At 59.6% G+C, this 16,997-nt stretch carries 18 protein-coding genes; 2 read left to right on the top strand and 16 right to left on the bottom strand.

The window, feature by feature from the left end; translation table 11 throughout:
- Window positions 1-203: 203 nt before the first annotated feature.
- The 6 genes from SKTS_RS19085 to SKTS_RS01410 all read right to left on the bottom strand — a co-directional run bounded on the left by SKTS_RS19085 (window position 204) and on the right by SKTS_RS01410 (window position 5,071).
- The gene (locus SKTS_RS19085) at window positions 204-614 is read right to left on the bottom strand and encodes a type II secretion system protein (protein WP_173059288.1); all 411 of its coding nucleotides are present in this window, start codon (window positions 612-614) and stop codon (window positions 204-206) included.
- Window positions 615-652: 38 nt separating this feature from the next.
- On the bottom strand, window positions 653-1,132 hold the full coding sequence (locus SKTS_RS19080; protein WP_173059285.1) for a prepilin-type N-terminal cleavage/methylation domain-containing protein: 480 nt from the start codon (window positions 1,130-1,132) through the stop codon (window positions 653-655).
- A gap of 81 nt (window positions 1,133-1,213) precedes the next feature.
- A complete protein-coding gene (locus SKTS_RS01425; RefSeq protein ID WP_173059282.1) occupies window positions 1,214-1,678 on the bottom strand; it encodes a hypothetical protein in 465 nt (154 codons plus the stop codon).
- Window positions 1,679-1,716: 38 nt separating this feature from the next.
- Entirely contained in the window at window positions 1,717-2,946 is a 1,230-nt protein-coding gene (locus tag SKTS_RS01420) for a type II secretion system F family protein (RefSeq protein ID WP_173059279.1), read from the bottom strand.
- 16 nt (window positions 2,947-2,962) lie between these two features.
- Entirely contained in the window at window positions 2,963-3,322 is a 360-nt protein-coding gene (locus SKTS_RS01415) for a four helix bundle protein (protein ID WP_173059276.1), read from the bottom strand.
- A 45-nt stretch (window positions 3,323-3,367) separates the two neighbouring features.
- A complete protein-coding gene (locus SKTS_RS01410; RefSeq protein ID WP_173059273.1) occupies window positions 3,368-5,071 on the bottom strand; it encodes a GspE/PulE family protein in 1,704 nt (567 codons plus the stop codon).
- 92 nt (window positions 5,072-5,163) lie between these two features.
- Here SKTS_RS01410 and trmL point away from each other — a divergent pair, with 92 nt between their 5' ends.
- Together trmL and SKTS_RS01400 are read left to right on the top strand one after the other, a co-directional pair.
- Window positions 5,164-5,628, top strand: a complete 465-nt coding sequence (trmL, locus tag SKTS_RS01405) for a tRNA (uridine(34)/cytosine(34)/5-carboxymethylaminomethyluridine(34)-2'-O)-methyltransferase TrmL (protein ID WP_173059270.1) — start codon at window positions 5,164-5,166, stop codon at window positions 5,626-5,628.
- Window positions 5,629-5,708: 80 nt separating this feature from the next.
- Window positions 5,709-7,715 (top strand): bacteriohemerythrin, encoded by a 2,007-nt coding sequence (locus tag SKTS_RS01400; protein WP_173059267.1) that lies wholly within the window; start codon window positions 5,709-5,711, stop codon window positions 7,713-7,715.
- Between the two features lie 14 nt (window positions 7,716-7,729).
- Here SKTS_RS01400 and SKTS_RS01395 read toward each other — a convergent pair whose 3' ends face one another.
- The 10 genes from SKTS_RS01395 to SKTS_RS01350 are packed head-to-tail and all read right to left on the bottom strand — an operon-like array spanning window position 7,730 to window position 16,896.
- Complete coding sequence (locus SKTS_RS01395) at window positions 7,730-8,725, bottom strand: NAD(P)H-dependent glycerol-3-phosphate dehydrogenase (RefSeq protein ID WP_173059264.1); 996 nt, start codon at window positions 8,723-8,725, stop codon at window positions 7,730-7,732.
- Complete coding sequence (locus tag SKTS_RS01390) at window positions 8,722-9,162, bottom strand: SH3 domain-containing protein (protein ID WP_244617410.1); 441 nt, start codon at window positions 9,160-9,162, stop codon at window positions 8,722-8,724. Before SKTS_RS01390 ends, SKTS_RS01395 begins: the two co-directional genes overlap by 4 nt.
- Window positions 9,163-9,176: 14 nt before the next feature.
- Window positions 9,177-9,638 carry a protein-export chaperone SecB gene (gene secB, locus SKTS_RS01385; RefSeq protein WP_173059261.1) on the bottom strand — a complete coding sequence of 154 codons (462 nt, stop codon included), beginning with the start codon at window positions 9,636-9,638 and terminating at the stop codon, window positions 9,177-9,179.
- Between the two features lie 47 nt (window positions 9,639-9,685).
- Window positions 9,686-10,105: a thioredoxin TrxC gene (trxC, locus tag SKTS_RS01380; protein WP_173059258.1), complete on the bottom strand. Its 420-nt coding sequence runs from the start codon at window positions 10,103-10,105 to the stop codon at window positions 9,686-9,688.
- 14 nt (window positions 10,106-10,119) lie between these two features.
- Window positions 10,120-10,377 carry a glutaredoxin 3 gene (gene grxC / locus SKTS_RS01375; protein ID WP_173059255.1) on the bottom strand — a complete coding sequence of 86 codons (258 nt, stop codon included), beginning with the start codon at window positions 10,375-10,377 and terminating at the stop codon, window positions 10,120-10,122.
- 16 nt (window positions 10,378-10,393) lie between these two features.
- Entirely contained in the window at window positions 10,394-10,807 is a 414-nt protein-coding gene (locus tag SKTS_RS01370; RefSeq protein ID WP_244617409.1) for a rhodanese-like domain-containing protein, read from the bottom strand.
- Window positions 10,808-10,832: 25 nt separating this feature from the next.
- Window positions 10,833-11,042, bottom strand: coding sequence for a YgaP family membrane protein (locus tag SKTS_RS01365; protein ID WP_173059253.1), 210 nt, complete (start codon window positions 11,040-11,042; stop codon window positions 10,833-10,835).
- A gap of 52 nt (window positions 11,043-11,094) precedes the next feature.
- Window positions 11,095-14,388 (bottom strand): efflux RND transporter permease subunit, encoded by a 3,294-nt coding sequence (locus tag SKTS_RS01360; RefSeq protein ID WP_173059250.1) that lies wholly within the window; start codon window positions 14,386-14,388, stop codon window positions 11,095-11,097.
- Window positions 14,381-15,478, bottom strand: coding sequence for an efflux RND transporter periplasmic adaptor subunit (locus tag SKTS_RS01355; protein ID WP_173059247.1), 1,098 nt, complete (start codon window positions 15,476-15,478; stop codon window positions 14,381-14,383). The genes SKTS_RS01360 and SKTS_RS01355 overlap by 8 nt, the downstream gene beginning before the upstream one ends.
- A 14-nt stretch (window positions 15,479-15,492) precedes the next feature.
- A complete protein-coding gene (locus SKTS_RS01350; RefSeq protein ID WP_173059244.1) occupies window positions 15,493-16,896 on the bottom strand; it encodes a TolC family protein in 1,404 nt (467 codons plus the stop codon).
- Window positions 16,897-16,997 lie beyond the last annotated feature (101 nt).

Genomic DNA, 16,997 nt, shown 5'->3' with positions numbered 1-16,997 from the left:
CCTCACCGCTCAGATAACCGCCGATACTCTGACCAAGCAGACAGGAATGTCGCATCACTTTTATCTCATTCTGAACAACAAACCGGCTGTGTTGATCAAAGCGAAAAAGGAGCGCTTTCGCACCCCTTTTATCGCATGACAATCCAGCATCGTAGAATCAAACTGGTCTCTGACCCTTTTTGATTCTCATGAGCCCAAGCATCTTATTGGGCACAGATCACAGTAGCAGTTGCTGCCGTGCCACTAGTCGTCGGAGTTACGGCACAGCTAATGACAGTACCGTCACTTGCGACGGCCGAGCAATCTTGAGCGCCAACTGCAGCGTAGGTATAGTTGGCCGTATCGAGTGTTGACTGCATAATCGTTTGAATTTGTGCCGATGCACAAGCAGTTGCGGATTTATATGCAACACCCTTCAAAGGATTCGCCTTCCGTGCCGCATAATTAATCGAAGCGGCGGAAGAAATGCCACCTGCAATGCCGGCTGCAGCCGCAGTTTTGGCATCTGACGACAAATCAACGAATTTCGGCAACGCCGTCGCGGCCAAAATGCCGAGGATCACGATCACCACCACCAGTTCAATCAGGGTAAAACCGTTTTGTATCTTGTTCATCACTTGCTCCACTATAAAAAATTAAAAAAACCTATACATCAACATCCTGCAGTATTTACTGTAATTACCGGAGCGAGTGCAGCCGTCGCAGCTGTATAGGAAACACTACAGGTCGCCACTGTTGTCGCCCCATTCACTTCAATCAGAATTGGGTTGCCGGCCACAATCGTAAGGCCATCCGTTGCCGCGCCAAGCTGTGCCGCAGCGATAATCCCCGCAGCTGTGGCTGCCGGGTAGCGGTTCACGATATTGACCAGCGTGCCGTCCATATTCACCTGTGGTGCAGCGTTTCCGCATGTTCCGGCAGCAACCAGCCCACGCCCCAGATCAAGCTCGCAGCGTGCCTTGCCCAGCGCAGCCGCAGAGCGAACCGCGCCATATATTCCCTGCGCTTTAGCAATGCGCGCATCCTGTTGCGCATTGATAAACCTTGGCAAGGCCGTCGCAGCGAGGATGCCAAGAATCAGGATCACTACGATCAGCTCAATCAAGGTGAAGCCTGTTTGCTTGTATTTCATTTTATTTCCTTTGTCTATCAGATATATCGGCAAAAATCTTTGCTACTAAAATTTTAATCTTTATGCTGCCTATTAAGGCACTCAAAACCAGCGGTAGTTTTCCACCAGCACCAATTCCGCCCCCACCACTCTCTCTTGCCCGCTTTGGGACGGCGTGCCTTTTAACAACCGAACATGAAGCCGCAAGCCCTGCTCATCGCTTTTCGCCGATACAAAGTCTTGCCGCCCCTTGACGCGATAGATGAGTTCTCGTCTATTTTTGTCAAAACCCCAACTTCCAGGAGGCAAGTCAGACCAATGAAGAACATTGCTCTCCCCCACATATTGAGGCGGGTGTTTCTCCAGCCATTTGACTGGATTCTCACTAGCCAGACCAGGAAGCTCGGCTTCTTGCCCATGTAGCAACATTTCCGCCACCCTATAGCGCAAACCCGAGCGCATATTCATGATGGTCATTTCCACTGCTGTCTTCTCAGCAAAGTCCTGATAGTAGGCAAGACGATCAAGCAATATAAATGCCAGCACACTCAGGATCACGCCTGCCACCCCAAATTCCAGCAGGGTGAAGCCCCTTTCCCGGCGCCTCACTTGTGCAGCGCCACTTTCCCCAGATCCCATATCGGCAGGAATACGCCCAGCGCCAGGATCAGGACCAGAATACCCAGGCCGACGATCAGGATCGGCTCGATCTTGGCGGACAGATTGGCGACCTCGTATGCCACTTCGCGTTCGTACATTTCGGCGATTTCCTGCATCAGGTCATCGATCGAGCCCGTTTCCTCGCCTACCGCGATCATCTGCAGCACCACCGGGGTAAATACACCCGTTGCCACCGCCGTGCGCAGGATGCTGTCGCCGCGCTCCACGCCCTCGCGCATGTCATCAACTTTTCTCGCAATAAAATCGTTGTCCACCACCTGTGCCACCACGCCCATGCCTTGCACGATTGGCACCCCGCTGCGGCTGGCAAGGGCGAAGCTGCGGGCGAAGCGGGCCAGGGTCGCTTTCTCGATAATGCTGCCGACCACCGGCAAGCGCAGCTTGATCCTGTCCCATTGATATTTTCCCACCGGCGTGCGGAGATAAGCGCGAATGGCAAACGCCGCTCCCACCACGACCGCCACCATGAGCGGCCAGTAGTGGACGGTAAAGTCCGATGCGCCGATCAAAATCCGGGTCATTAGCGGCAGTTCCGCATTGAACCCTTTGTAGACCTTGGCAAAGGCCGGAATCACGAACAGGTTGATAACCATGATCGCCACCGTCATCGCAATGACGACGAAGGTGGGATACCGCATCGCCGCCTTGATCTGGTCGCGGGTGCTTTTTTCGAATTCCAGGTAGTAAAAAAGCCGCAGGAAGATTTCCTCCAGCATACCGGTGGCCTCGCCCACGCGCAGCATGCTGACGTAGAAGGAACTGAACACTTCCGGATGGCGGCGCAGGGCGGCGGATAATTCGCGCCCGCTGTCCAGGCTCTCGCGGGTATCCTGCAATACTTTTTTCATGGAATTATTGTGGGTGGATTCCTGTAACCCGCCCAGGGCGCGCATGATCGGCACACCCGCCTTAAGCAGGGTATACATCTGGCGCGAAAACAACATCACGTCTACGGAGGTGATTCTCTGCCGCTGCATGCGCTCCAGCAGGCTTTCACCCTGCGTGCCCGGACCTTTCGCAGAAACGGCGATTTCGACCGGCGTCACGCCGTTATTGAACAGCATGTCCGCCACCGCCGCGCTGTCGGCCCCCTCCTGGATGCCCTCGATCAGATCGCCGCGGGCATTGCGGGCTTTATAGGCAAAAAAAGGCATATTTAGCTTTCAGCCATCAGCGGTCAGTTCTCAGCTTTTGAATCAAGGACGTAAGCATTTTCTTCACTTCCACAGTATCAATCTGCATGGTTTCGTGAAATACAGAATTCAAGTATCCCAGGTCACGTGCCAGCAATAAATGGTATTCGAGTTCACTTGCTGAACCCAAAGCAATTTGGAGAAATCGCGCAAAATCGGCGCCTCCATTTCTTCCGCAACCCTCGGCAATATTCGCCGGAACAGAAGCAACCGCACGCCGCATCTGGCTGGTCAAACCATATAACTCGGCAACAGGGAAATTGCTCGTTTCCCGATACACCGCCAGCGTCAACTGATGCGCTTTAGCCCAAACCGCAAGATCACGAAAGTCCCTCACGCAGCTTCCACCCAAAGCTGACCGCTGAAAGCTGATAGCTGATCCCTACTCATCAAACTGATTGCTGATGCGCATCGCTTCACCAACCGTGGTCCGTCCCTTTAGCACCTCTCCCACCGCCTGGGTACGCAGGGTTTTGCCCGCCATCTGCTGGCGCGCCATTTTCATGAAATGGGCCGGGTCGTGGTGGTTGGCGGCTTCAACCATGTCGAAATCCATTTCCAGCATTTCATAGATACCCATGCGACCCTGGTAGCCGGTGCCGTTGCAGTTGGTACAGCCGCGACCATGCACGTAATGGTGCTGGTCGACCTGATCTTTCAACTCGAGGCGCAGCCATTCATGTTCGAATGGCTTGAGCGCATAGGTTTCGGAGCAACTTTCGCATACCAGTCGCACCAGGCGCTGGGCCAGCACGACTTGCAGCGAGGTCGCCACCATGAAACGCGGCACGCCCATGTCGATCAGGCGGATCGGGGTGCTGATGGCATCGTTGGTATGCAGGGTGGACAGCACCATGTGGCCGGTCATGGCGGCACGCAGGCCGATTTGCGCGGTTTCCTGGTCGCGGATTTCGCCCACCAGGATAATGTCCGGGTCCTGGCGCAAGGTGGAGCGCAGCACGCGGGCGAAGGAAAGATCGATTTTCTCGTTCACCTGCACCTGGTTGATGCCGGGCAAGCGGTATTCCACCGGGTCTTCCACGGTGATGATCTTGGATTCGATCGAGTTCAGTTCGGCGAGTGCCGAATACAGCGTGGTGGTCTTGCCGCTGCCGGTCGGGCCGGTAACCAGCACCATGCCGTTGGGGCGGCGCAGGATCTTGCGGAATTTTTCCAGCATGTCCGGCGGCATACCCAGCTTGTCGAGGGTAGGAATCCCGCCGCTCTGGTTAAGCAGACGCATCACCACCGACTCGCCGTACTGGGTCGGCATGCTGGAAATACGCACATCCACCGCCTGGCCGCGAATCTTGACGTTGAAACGACCGTCCTGCGGCACGCGCTTTTCCGAAATATCGAGGCCGGACATGAGCTTGAGGCGCAGCACCAGCGCCGCGGCGATCTTGTTGTCGGCCTCCGTTTGCAGGTGGAGTACGCCGTCGATACGGAAGCGGATTTGCAGCTTGGTTTCCTGCGGCTCGATATGTACGTCGGAGGCCCGCACCTGGGTGGCATCCTCGAACATGGTCTGCAGCAACTTGACGACTGGTGCTTCTTCCAGGTTGGTGGTGACCCCGACGCCGCCGAAATCCACCACTGTGTCGCCCAGTTCCTGTTCCAGCGCCTGGGCCAGGCCGCTGATCTGGTCGGTGCGGCGATAGACGCGATCGATGGTTTGCAGCAACTGGCTTTCCGCCACCGCGGCCAGGTCGATGTCGCGTTTGAGCGCGCGGGCCAGCTCGTCGTAGGCAAACAGGTCGGAGGGGTCGGCCATGCCGACCAGCAGCGTTTCACCCCGGTCTTCCAGCACCAGCGCGCGGAAGCGGCGCGCCTGGGTTTCCGGCAGCTTGTTGACCAGGTCGGCGTTGGTATTGTAAAACTTGAGATTGATGAAAGGGATCTGCAGCTGGCGTGCGATAGCCTCGGCGATCCCTTCCTCGGTGACGAAGCCATTTTCGATGAAGATGCGGCCCAGCTTGCGTCCGCTGCTTTTCTGCTCGGCCAGTGCCTGTTTCAGCTGGTCTTCGGTGAGCAGATTCTGCTGGATCAGTACCTCGCCCAACCGGATTTTTTCAGGTTTGGCCATCGTCGCCCTGCTTGCTCATGTTGTTTGTCATAAGTAAAACACATCTCATTGATAGTGTTAAATTAACGCTTTTCCCATCTGGATACAAGAAATTGTTTGAAATCGTGCTTTTCGAGCCTGAAATTCCGCCCAATACCGGCAATATCATCCGCCTTTGCGCCAATACCGGCACGGCGCTGCATCTGGTGGAGCCGCTCGGTTTCACCCTGGAGGACAAACAGTTGCAGCGCGCGGGCCTGGATTACCACGAATATGCCACGCTCAAGGTTCACCCGAACTGGCAGGCGTGCCTGGCACATTTCGCCGGACGCCGCTTGTTTGCCGCCACCACCAAGGGTTCCAGGCGCTACACCGACGTGGCATTCACAGAGGGGGATGTGTTCGTGTTCGGGCCGGAAAGCCGCGGCCTGCCGGCCGAATTGCTGGCAACGTTCCCTGCCGAGAGTCGCATTCGCCTCCCCATGCAGCCCAGCAGCCGCAGCCTGAATCTATCCAACGCCGCGGCGGTGGTGATTTTTGAAGCCTGGCGGCAAGCAGGTTTCGCTGGAGGTAATTAGCCTTGCAGTAAAACAGTGCGGTAAAATTCAATAGCAAGGTGCCGTTATTTTAAGTGCACCCCTCATAGGCACAAAAATCCATGACCACCACTTCAAAATCTGAAATTTTTGCCTGGGGCGCCAAATACGAAACCGGCATCCCGGAGGTGGATCAGCAGCACAAGAAACTGGTGGGCCTCATCAATTCCCTCGCCCGGATGCAGGCGGAGCAAGAGGATTCAGGCGAATTGCTCAAGGTATTCGACGAGCTGGCCGACTACGCCATCTATCATTTCAAAACCGAAGAAGATCTGATGCAGCGTTATCAGATCGACGCCGAGTTCGAAGCCTCGCACGTAAAATCCCACGTACTCTTTGTTCAGCAAGCGCTCGACGCCAGGGTAGCCGCAAATGACAACCCCGGCGAAGTGACCGGGAAGGCGCTCACTTTCCTTACCAGGTGGCTGATTTCGCATATCCTCGGCACCGACATGCGCATGGCGAAGGAAATCCTCGCCCTCGAATCAGGCATGCCGCCGGCGGAAGCCAGAAACCAGGCTGTCGCCTATATGGCCGACTCAAACGAAATCCTGCTCAAGGCCATGAACGAGATCTATGACAGCCTTGCTGCGCGCACCCAGGATTTCTGGCACGCCAACCATCTCCTGCAGCGGGAAATAGAAATCCGCAAGCAAACGGAAAACGAATTGCGCAAGCTCTCCCGCGCAGTGGAATTCAGCCCGGTCTCGATCATCATTACCGACGCCGGCGGCCTGATCGAATATGTCAACCCGAAATTCACCGAGGTTACCGGTTACAGATTGCCGGAAGTAAAGGGGGAAACACCTCGCATCCTCAAATCCGGCGAGACTCGGGACGACATCTACCAGCAGCTCTGGACGACCATCAGCCGCGGCCATGAATGGGTCGGCGAATTCCATAACCGGAAGAAAAATGGCGAGCTTTTTTGGGAGAAGGCTTCCATTTCCCCGATCGCCGATTCGAATGGCTTCATCACCCACTACCTCGGCATGCTGGAAGACATTACCGAGGACAAGCAGGCCGAGGACAAACTTCAGCAGTACCACGTTCAGCTTGCAGAATCTCTCTCCGAGCTGCGGAGCCAGGCCAAGGATCTTACGCTGCTGAACCAGATGAACGAATTGCTGCAGACCTGCCTGACGGAAGAAGAGGCCTATCGCGTGTTTGCCCTCAAGGCTGCGGAAATGGAACTCGGTGCGGGCGGCGCGCTGGCGATCGTGTCGCACAAAGGCCGCTTTCTCGAAACCGTGGCGCGCTGGGGCAAGGACGTGCATATCCTCGACGTGTTCGATATCGACAGCTGCTGGGCCATGCGGCGCGGACAGCGTCACGAGGTTCCCGATCCTTCCAAGGATATGGCTTGCGAACATTTCCAGGAGCGCCCGACCAGCGGCTACATGGGGCTTCCCCTGATCGTGCGGGGCGAAGCGCTGGGATTGCTGCACATCCATGCCGCCCCCGGATGCAGTCCGGACCGGAAAATGCGCCTGACTCAACTCAGCGTGACGGTGGGAGAGGCGTTGACCCTGGCGCTGTCCAACATCCGCCTGCGCGAGGCGCTGCGCGAGCAGGCCACGCATGACGCGCTGACCGGTTTGTTCAACCGGCGCTATCTCGATGAAACGCTGGAGCGCGAAATCCTGCGCGCGTCGCGCGAGAAGAAGCCCTTCGCCGCGGCGATGCTGGATATCGACCACTTCAAGAAATTCAACGACACCCACGGACACGAGGCTGGCGACCGCGTACTGACGGAAGTTTCACTCTGCATTCGCGCCAGTCTGCGCCAGAGCGATATTGCCTACCGCTATGGCGGCGAGGAAATTTTGATCGTCATGCCCGCTTCCGAGGCAGGGGAAGCGGCAAAGCGCATGGTGGAAATCGCTGCGCGCTTGCAGAATCTCAACATTGCATGGGGAGACAAGGTTTTGCCGGCGATAACCATATCTGCGGGCATCGCTTCCATGCCGCAACACGGCACCAGTTCCGAAGCCGTGCTGCGGGCGGCGGACCAAGCGCTCTATGCGGCAAAGCAGGCAGGGCGCAACCGGGTCTGTATTGCGGAATAGCTATCAGCTGACGGCTAACGGCTGATAGCTTCAGATCCGGGTTCGCGGCTCAGCAGGTCTTCCACCGCAGCCTTGGGCGCAACGCTCTCGAACAGAACCTGGTAAACCGCTTGCGTGATCGGCATGTCGACCTGGAACTGGCGGGCCAGCTCGAGCACCTCGCGCGCCGTGTTGACGCCCTCCGCCACATGGCCAAGATCGCGCAGAATGGCTTCCAGCGACTTGCCCTGCGCCAGTTTGAGGCCCACCTGGCGATTGCGTGACAGGTCACCGGTACAGGTCAGGATCAGGTCCCCCATGCCGGTCAGGCCCATGAAGGTCTCCTGACGCCCGCCAAGGGCCAGTCCCAGCCTGGTGATTTCCGCCAGGCCGCGCGTGATCAGGGCGGCACGGGCATTGTGACCGAACCCCATGCCGTCGGAGATGCCGGCGGCAATGGCAAGAACGTTCTTCACCGCCCCACCCAGCTCCACGCCCATGACATCGCTGCTGGCATAGACTCGCAAGCGGTTGCTGTGCAGCGCCAAGGCGCTTTGGCGCGCAAACGCTTCATTCAGGGAAGCCAGAGTCAGGGCAGTGGGCAAACCGAGCGCCACCTCGCGCGCGAAGCTGGGACCGGAAAGCGCGCCGCACGGAGTTTGCTCCAGCAATTCCTCGCTCGCGACCTCGTGGGGCAGTTTGCGGCTGCCGACCTCGAAGCCCTTGCATGCCCAGATCACCGGCACGCCCGGCGCAAGCCTCGCCACTTCGCGCAACAGCGGCCGCAATGCGCCACTGGGCACGACCGCCAGCATCAGCTCCGCGCCATGCAGAGTCTGCGCAAGGTCGGACGAGAAATGCAGCTCAGCGGAAAGGGTAATATCGGGCAAATAGCGTGAATTGCAGCGCTGCGAATCCATCTCGGCTGCCTGAGAAGCATTGCGCGCCCACAGGGTGACATCGTGATGTGCGCTCAGGCTGGCCGCCAATGCCGTCCCCCAGGCTCCGGCACCGAGCACGGCAAGCTTCATGAGCCCCACACCTGGGATACGCGCACGTATCCCACCGCACCGTCCGCATGGCGCACCTTGATCCAGCCGCCAGCGGCATTCTCGATCACTTCCAGCACCACGCTGCGTTCTGCCTGGAACGCCAGCGCTGCATTGGCGTCCGGGGTCTTGCGCACATCGGCGAGAGGTACGTTGACCAGCACCGTATGCTTGGCGGAAAGATTTTTCTTCTCCACCCAGGCCAGATCGCCGGCAACGTCGCGCACCTTGGCGAAAGACTCAAGGTCCACAATCACCTCGACGGGATAAAAACGGCTGGCCAGATAGAGCTTCTTGCCGTGCAGCGAAGGGGCGTCGTACATCACCGTGCGGTCGGCCGCGATGGAGCGGTACTCCAGCGCCCATGAAGCCAGGGGGAAAAGCGCAGCTAGCAACAGGATGGCACGCCAGGCGCTCACTCCCCGCGCCTCGTTCAGTGCGTTGTCGCAGGTTGTTGTGCGGCCTGCATCTGTTTCTGCTGCTGGTAAGCGTTTTCGAAATTCATCGGCTGGAGCACCACCGGCGGTAAGCCTGCACGTACCACCATGTCCGAAATCACTTCGCGCACATAGGGGTAAAGGATGTTGGGGCAGGCGATACCGAGCAATGGCTCGATGTCTTCCTGCGGCACATCGCTGATGCGGAAAATACCGGCCTGAGCAGCTTCCACCAGGAATACCGTCTTGTCGTTTTCCAGCTTGGAAGTCACCGTGACCGTCAGGACGGCCTCGAAGACCCCCGCGTCGAGCTGCGCGGCAGCGGTATGCACTTCCACGTTAATCACGGGCGTGCCTTGCTCAAGGAAAATCTGCGGGGCGTTAGGAAGCTCAAGAGATATGCCTTTGACGTACACCTTCTCGATACCGAAAACGGGCTGTTTTTGTTCTTCGCTCATGGGAAAAATCTCTAAAAAAGGGGGATTGTAACGCGAAGCGGCGAGAATTAGTGTCGCTGCAACCAGTTCCTCAGATTGCCGGCATCCATGGCTCCGGCAACGCGGTCCACTTCGGCGCCGTTGCGGAACAGCGCCAGGGTGGGAATGCTGCGGATGGCGAACTGTTGCGCCAATGCCTGTTCCGCTTCGGTATTCACCTTGACGAAACGGAAGCGTGTCCCGAGCTCAGCGGCGACCTGCGCGAACACCGGCGCCATCATCTTGCAGGGCCCGCACCAGGGCGCCCAGAAATCGACCACCACGGGGATCTCGTTCTTGCCGATGAAGCGGGAAAAATTCGCCGCACCCAGTTCCAGCGGCGCACCGCCAAGCAACGCTGCGCCGCACTTGCCGCATTTCGGGTTCTGGCCCAGACGCTCATCGGGAACGCGATTGATCGCCTGGCAATCGGGACAAACGATATTCACGGCCGTTACTCCATTTATTTCGTCAGCAGGGGTTCCAGCTTGCCTTCCATGTCCAGCGCGGAAAGATCGTCGAAACCGCCGACATGGAAATCGTCGATGTAGATTTGCGGCACGGTGCGACGGCCGGTTCTCTCCATCATTTCTTCCTTGCGACCCGCCTCGACGTCGATGCGGATCTTGTTGATTTCCGTCACACCTTTCTTGTTCAGCAGCTTTTCCGCCATGGTGCAGTAAGGGCACACACCGGTGCAGTACATCGTTACGTTTGCCATTTAAGTCCTCTATCGCTCACTTGTGCTCGACCGGCATGTTGGCCTGCTGCCAGGACGTCATGCCGCCGTTCAGATTATAAACCTGCTCGAAACCGTTCTTGCGCAACACGCTGCAGCTATGTCCGGAACGTGCGCCGCTGCGGCAGATCGCGATGATCGGCTTGTTCTTGTACTTTTCCAGCTCGTGCAGGCGGTCGATCAACTGGCGCAGGGGAATATGCTTGGAGTGGGGAACCCTGCCCTGGCTATATTCCTGGTCTTCGCGCACGTCGAGCACCAGTGCATCGTGATGGTTGATGAGCTGGGTCGCTTCCACGACGCCGACTTCCTTGATGCCCGTGATGCGGCGATTCACCATGGGCCAGAAAATCATCAGGCCGCTGACCACGACCAGGGCCACCAGCCCCAGATTGTTTTGAATGAATTGCACTGTGCTTATCCTCTTTTTCAGTAGTTCAGCAGGATTCCTTGAAACCCAGCTTTTTCAGAATGGTGTCCATCGGGCAAAAACTGGTGAACCCGCTTTGAAACAGGTTGAAACCGACAAAGGCAGTAAACCACAGCCAGTTTACATTATGAAATACGGGGCTCGCCTGCACGCCCAGAGACAGCGAAAGCAGAACGAAAAAGCCGGCAATGATACGAACCATGCGATTGACAGTCATGAACAAACTCCTGAATTAAGGTTAAACAAAATTGGGGTTGCCGCGCGCGAAATCAAGCGGCGTTCCGGCTCTGACGCCGCTCCCACAGGTAATACATCAGCGGGATCACCACCAGCGTAAGCACGGTGGAAGCGAAGGTACCGAATATCAGCGACACCGCCAGACCGCCGAACACCGGGTCGGTAATCATGATGGCCGAGCCGAGGATGATGGCCAGCGCGGTTAGCATGATGGGGCGGAAACGCACCGCGCCGGCTTCGATCACGGCTTCGTCGAGGGCATAGCCGCGCTTGCGGTAATCGACGATGAAGTCGATAAGCAGCAGCGAGTTGCGCACCACGATGCCGGCCAGGGCGATGACGCCGATCATGGAGGTGGCGGTGAATGCCTGCTGGGTGATCCAGTGGCCGGGGAACACGCCGACCAGGGTGAGCGGGATCGCGCCCATCACGATCAGCGGCATCATGAAGGACTTGTAATAGCCCACCAGCATCAGGTAGATAAACACCAGCGCCACAATGAAGGCCGACCCGAGGTCGCGGAACACGTCGAGCGTCAGGCGCATCTCGCCGCCCCACAGCAAGTGGTAGTTCATCACGTCGTCGGGCTGGGCTTCGGTGAAGCCGAGGTTGCCGGTCTTGAAGGCGATACCCGGCGTGAGCATCTTGCCGTCCAGCATCTTGTCCAGGGCCAGCACCGCATAAACCGGGCTGGACTTGAGCAGCTCGCCGCCGATCATGACCGTGGGATGCTGGTCGCGGTCGTAGAAGGGCTTGTCCTGTGTGGCCCGTTCGACGCTGGCGATGGCCGACAACGGCACCTGCTGTCCAGTCATGCTGACAACGCGGATGGACATGATCTGCTGCGGCGTCTGGCGTTCGCTGCGGGGCAAACGCACGGTGATGTTGACCGGTTCGCGCGCGTCGTCGACGTGCAGGGTGCCGATGGAGAAACCCGAGACGTAATCGTGCAGCAGCTTGCCCACCTGTCCGGGGGCAACGCCGGAAAGGATGGCCTTCTCGCGATCCACATTGATGTGGAAGGTATCGACCGTTGCGGTCACCGAATCGTCCACGTTGACGATGCCGTAAACCTGGGTAAACGCCTTGTTCACATCCGCCGCGGCAGCGCGCAGCTTGCGGTAGTCCGGCCCGTACAGCTCGGCCAGTACCTGCGACTGCACCGGCGGGCCGGGCGGGGTCTCGTAAAGCTTGATCCGGGCTTGCGGGAAAGCCGCGCGCAACTGCGCCAGGGAAGCATCGAAGCGGTTCACGATCTCGTGGGAAGAGGCTGAACGGTGATGCTTGTCGGTGAGGTTGACGCGCAGTTGCGCCAGGTTGTCGCCGCGTTTGAGCATATCGCCGCGCACCAGGGCCGCGAAATCCACCGGCGCGGTCATGCCGAGAAAGGTCTGGTAATCGGTGACATAAGCGGTTTTCGCCAACACCTCGCCGACCGCGCGCGCCACCTGGTCGGTCCCGGCCAGGGTGGTGCCGGCGGGCGTGTCCACCTGCACCAGGAAGGTATTGGTATTGTCGTTGGGCAACATCTTCAGCTCCACGCCCATGGCCGAGAGTGGGCCGTTCATACCGGACGGCCGCACGAATTGCCAGGCCGGCTGGATCATGGCCGCCACGAGCAGCACGACCACCAGCAGGAACAACATGTTACGGCGGTGGGCATGCCGGATCAGCGGGGTGATCACCGCCACATAGGCGCGGTGCAAAGGATCTTTCGGGTCTGCCGCCTTTTCCTCCAGCGTCGGCCGCTCCGCCAGGGATTTGGCCGCCTTGCCGGCCAGCCAGCGGTTGGCCGCCCAGGGCACCACCATGTAGGCGATGACCAGCGAGGCGATCATCGCCACCGGCACGTTGAACGGGATCGGCCGCATGAACGGCCCCATCATGCCGGTGACGAACGCCATCGGGATGAACGCCAGGATCACCGCGACGGTAGCGATGTTGGTCGGGTTGCCGATCTCGTTGGTGGCTTCCACCAGGGCTTCCTTGAAATTCTTCGCGCCGCCGTGATGCATGTGGCGATGGATGTTTTCCACCACCACGATAGCCGCGTCCACCAGCAGGCCGAGCGACAGGATCAGCGCGAACAGCGTGATGCGGTTGATGGTCTGGCCGGCGATCAGCCCCACGGTCAGCACCACGAACAGGATCAGCGGCACCGTCAGGGTGACGATGGCCGCTTCGCGCCAGCCGAGGAAAAACACCAGGATCACCACCACCGAGCCGATGGCGATGCCGAGGTGCTCCACCAGGGTGTTCACCGCGTCGTTGGCCTTGGCGCCGTCGTCGCGCGTGACGGCCACGTCGACCCCCTGCGGAATGGCCTGGCGCTTCAGGGCATCCAGCTTGGCAAGCACGGAAGAAGTCACCACCACGGCGTTGGTGCCGGCCTTTTTCGCAATGGCGATGGTGACCGCCGGCGCCTCGCCGCGGTGAACGGACGCCCCTGCGCGTGCCGCCGGACCATAGGCAAAGCGCGACAGCTCGTCGCTTTCCGCCGGACCGTCCTCGATGGTGGCGACGTCTTTCAGGAACACCGGGCGGCCTTGCGGCGCGCCCACGATGATCTGCCCGATCTCGCGTGCATCGCCGATGAAGCCGGACATGCGCAGCGGATGATTACGGTTCTGATCGACCAGCTGGCCTGCAGGGACAGACACGTTGGCGCCGCCGATCATGCGGTCCACTTGGTCCAGGGACAGACCGGCAGCGGCCAGCCTGTCAGGCGAAATCCACACGTTGACGGCGCGCTGCGCGCCGCCCACCAGCTGCGTGAAGGAAACGCCCGGCACGTTGCGCAACTGCTCCAGCACCCGCGCCGCGACCTGCCGCAACTGGTAATCGTCCATGTGCGACGAACTCAGGGTCAGCGTCATGATCGGCACGTCGTCCACGTTGATGGGCTTGACCATCGGCTGCATCGCCCCGGCGGGCATGCGGTCCATGTTCTGCATCAACTGGTTGTAGAGCTTGACCAGACTTTTTTCCTGGTCTTCACCCACATCGAATTGCACCGTCACCACCCCGTAGTCGGCAACCGCGTAGCCAAAGGTATGCTTGACGCCCGACTGGGCATTCATGACCGCCTCCAGCGGCTTCACCACCAGGTTGTGTATCTCCTCTGCGCTGGCACCCGGCTTGGCAACAATAATGTTGGCGGCGGGCACCACGATCTGCGGGTTGTATTCACGCGCGGTGACGAACAGCGCCATGATGCCCGCCAGCGTCACCGCCAGCATCAACATGGCGGTGATTTTCGATTCCAGGAACAGGCGGGCGATCTTGCCTGCGCTGTTAAGTGGCGTCTCTTCGTGCGTTTCAGCCATTACCGTTCCCCTGGCTCACCACCTTGTCCCCGGATTGCATGTTGGTCGTGGCCGAAGTCACCACGCGCTCGCCCGGATTGAGTCCAGCCTGGATTTCCACATTGCCCCCGCTTGCGGCCCCGGCGCGCACCATGCGGTAGTGGACGATGCCCTGCGTGTCCACCACGAACACCCCGCTGATCCCGGCACGCTCCAGCAGCGCGCCGACCGGCACGCGAATGCCTTCGCGCGAACCGAGAGCGAAAGCAACGCGAACGAAGTTGCCGCTGCGCAGCCCGTGTCCCTCGGGCAGGTCGATCTTGACCAGGTAGCTGTGGGTAACCGGGTCGGCGGCAGGCACCAGGTGCGTCACTTTGCCTACCAGATCGCTGGTCCGACCGTCCACCTGGATGGACACCGGGGAGCCCAGCTTGAGTTGGGAGAAGACGTCGCGCGCCACGCCGGTCTGCACCTGCAGGGTGGCCGGGTTTTCCAGCACCAGCACCGGCCGGCCGGGCGCCGCCAGATCGCCGGCATTGGCCATTTTCTGGGTGATGACGCCGGCGAACGGCGCCTGCACCGTGGCATATTTCATCTGCGCGGAAGCAGTATCGAAAGCCGCGCGCGCCGCTGCCGCCTGCTGTTGGCTCACCTGGTACTGGAGGCGAATCTTGTCCCATTGCATCTTGGGAATGGCTTCTTCCTTGTAGAGGTTGCCGAAACGCTCGTAATCGGTTTTGGCATCGGCCAGCGCAGCTTCGGACTGGGCCACCCCGGCACGGGCCATGTTCATCTGCCCCTGGATATCGGTGGGGTCGACCGTGAACAGACGCTGGCCGGCAGCGACGGTCTGCCCTTCCTGCACGTTTATTTCGCGGATGTAGCCCGTCAGGCGCGAGGCGATTTGCGCCTGCTGTCCGGCAACGACGCTGGCGGGCGAAGTAGAGACGATGGGCAGAACGGCTTTTTGCACCGTGACGACCTCGGCTTTTATCGTTGCGCCAGGAACCGCCGCCGGTTTGTCGCTGGACTTTTCCCCGCAACCGCCCAGCAGGGCAAGCACGACCGACGCGGCGATAACGGCGGGCAAAACTGGGGATTTAAAATTCATCACGATCAACTCCGCTACTTCATCTCAGGTTCAAGTTTGCCCACAGCGAGCCTGAGTCCGGCGCGCTGTACGGCAAGGTCATATTTCGCCGCCACCACGTCGGCGCGGGCATTGTCGAGTTGCGCGCGCGCGGCGAGCAACTCGGTGATGGTCGTCACGCCGTTGTTATAGCGTTTTTCGACCAGGCCGAGCGCCTCCTCGGCGTGGGTGACGGCCAGCTCGCGCAACGCCACGCGCCGTTCGGCTTCGTCAGCCTTGCGCCAGGCATCCGCGACCTGAAAGGCCACGCCGCTTTCGGCCTGCTGCAGTCGCGCGGCCAGTTCGGCCTTGCCCGCTGCCGCGCGATCGACGGCGCCACGCACCGTGCCGCCGTCGAACACGTTCCAGGACATCATCCCGCCCACCGTGTAGGAACTGGCATTCAATCCGGCATTTTTGTCGTTCCAGTCCTGCCGCGCCATCAGGCCGAGCTGGGGGTAAAGCCCCGATTTCGCCACTTTTACGTTGGCCTGGGCTGCCTGCAACTGGTTGCGCATGGCATTGAGGCCGGGGTTGTCGGTCAACGCCTGCACGCGCAGTTCTTCGATCTTGCCAGGCAACGGAGCGGGCGTTACCTGAGCCCCCACCTCCAGCGGCTGCGACAGCGGCAGGCCGAGCAGCATGTGCAGCTGATCCAGCGCTGCAGCCTCGGTGTTCTGCGCCTGGGCGAGCTTGACCCGTACATCCTCGAGATGAATACGCGCGGACAGCAGGTCGCTTTTCACCACCACGCCCTGCTTGAGCAGGTTGTCGATGGTCTTGACATAGGACACGGCGGCGATTTCGCCCTGCTTCGCCACGTTCACGTAAGCACGCGCGGCATGCACGCCCTCATAGGCCTGCAGCACCTGGAAGATGACCTGCTGACGCGCGGAGTTGTCGCCCTGCTGGGCCGCCTTGATGTAGGCCTGCGCCTGCTCGACGTAGCCCTCGATCATCCCCCCGGTATAAAGCGGAAGCTGCGCCTCGATGCGGGTATTGAAGTTGTTGACCGCGGCGGGGTGATTGAGATTGTCCGGCGCGACCGACAGCACGTTGGGATTGGTCGGATCGAACTGGCCCGCGCCGAAATCGCCGAAGGTGGCGCCGCGCTGGGAGAGTTTGAGCCCGAAGGCACTCAGGGCATCGTTGGTGCGCACCGCATTCAGCGACACCGTCACTTTGGGCAGGCGCCCGCCCTGCGCCTGCGCGAGCCCCGCTTCGGCCTGCTGCAATTGCGCCCGGCTGGCGGACAAACCGGGGTTCTGCCTGAGCGCAGTATCGACGCACTGGGCGAAACTCAAGGTATCGGCGGGCGCAGCATGAACCAGCGTCAGGGCCAATACCCCCCATACCGTCCTGAACTGTCCGCCGTGTAAGCGCAACGGGAACGATTTCATACGTTCGACCTCTATTGTATTGTTCTGATCCGGCAACCGTTAAGCACGGCACGCCGGACGTATATTAAACATCAAACGCTATATATTAGCGAATTATAATA

It is taken from the genome of Sulfurimicrobium lacus, assembly GCF_011764585.1.
Taxonomy (GTDB): domain Bacteria; phylum Pseudomonadota; class Gammaproteobacteria; order Burkholderiales; family Sulfuricellaceae; genus Sulfurimicrobium; species Sulfurimicrobium lacus.
The sequence above is the reverse complement of the archived record's forward strand: the minus strand, read 5'-3'. Positions and strand labels throughout refer to the sequence as shown.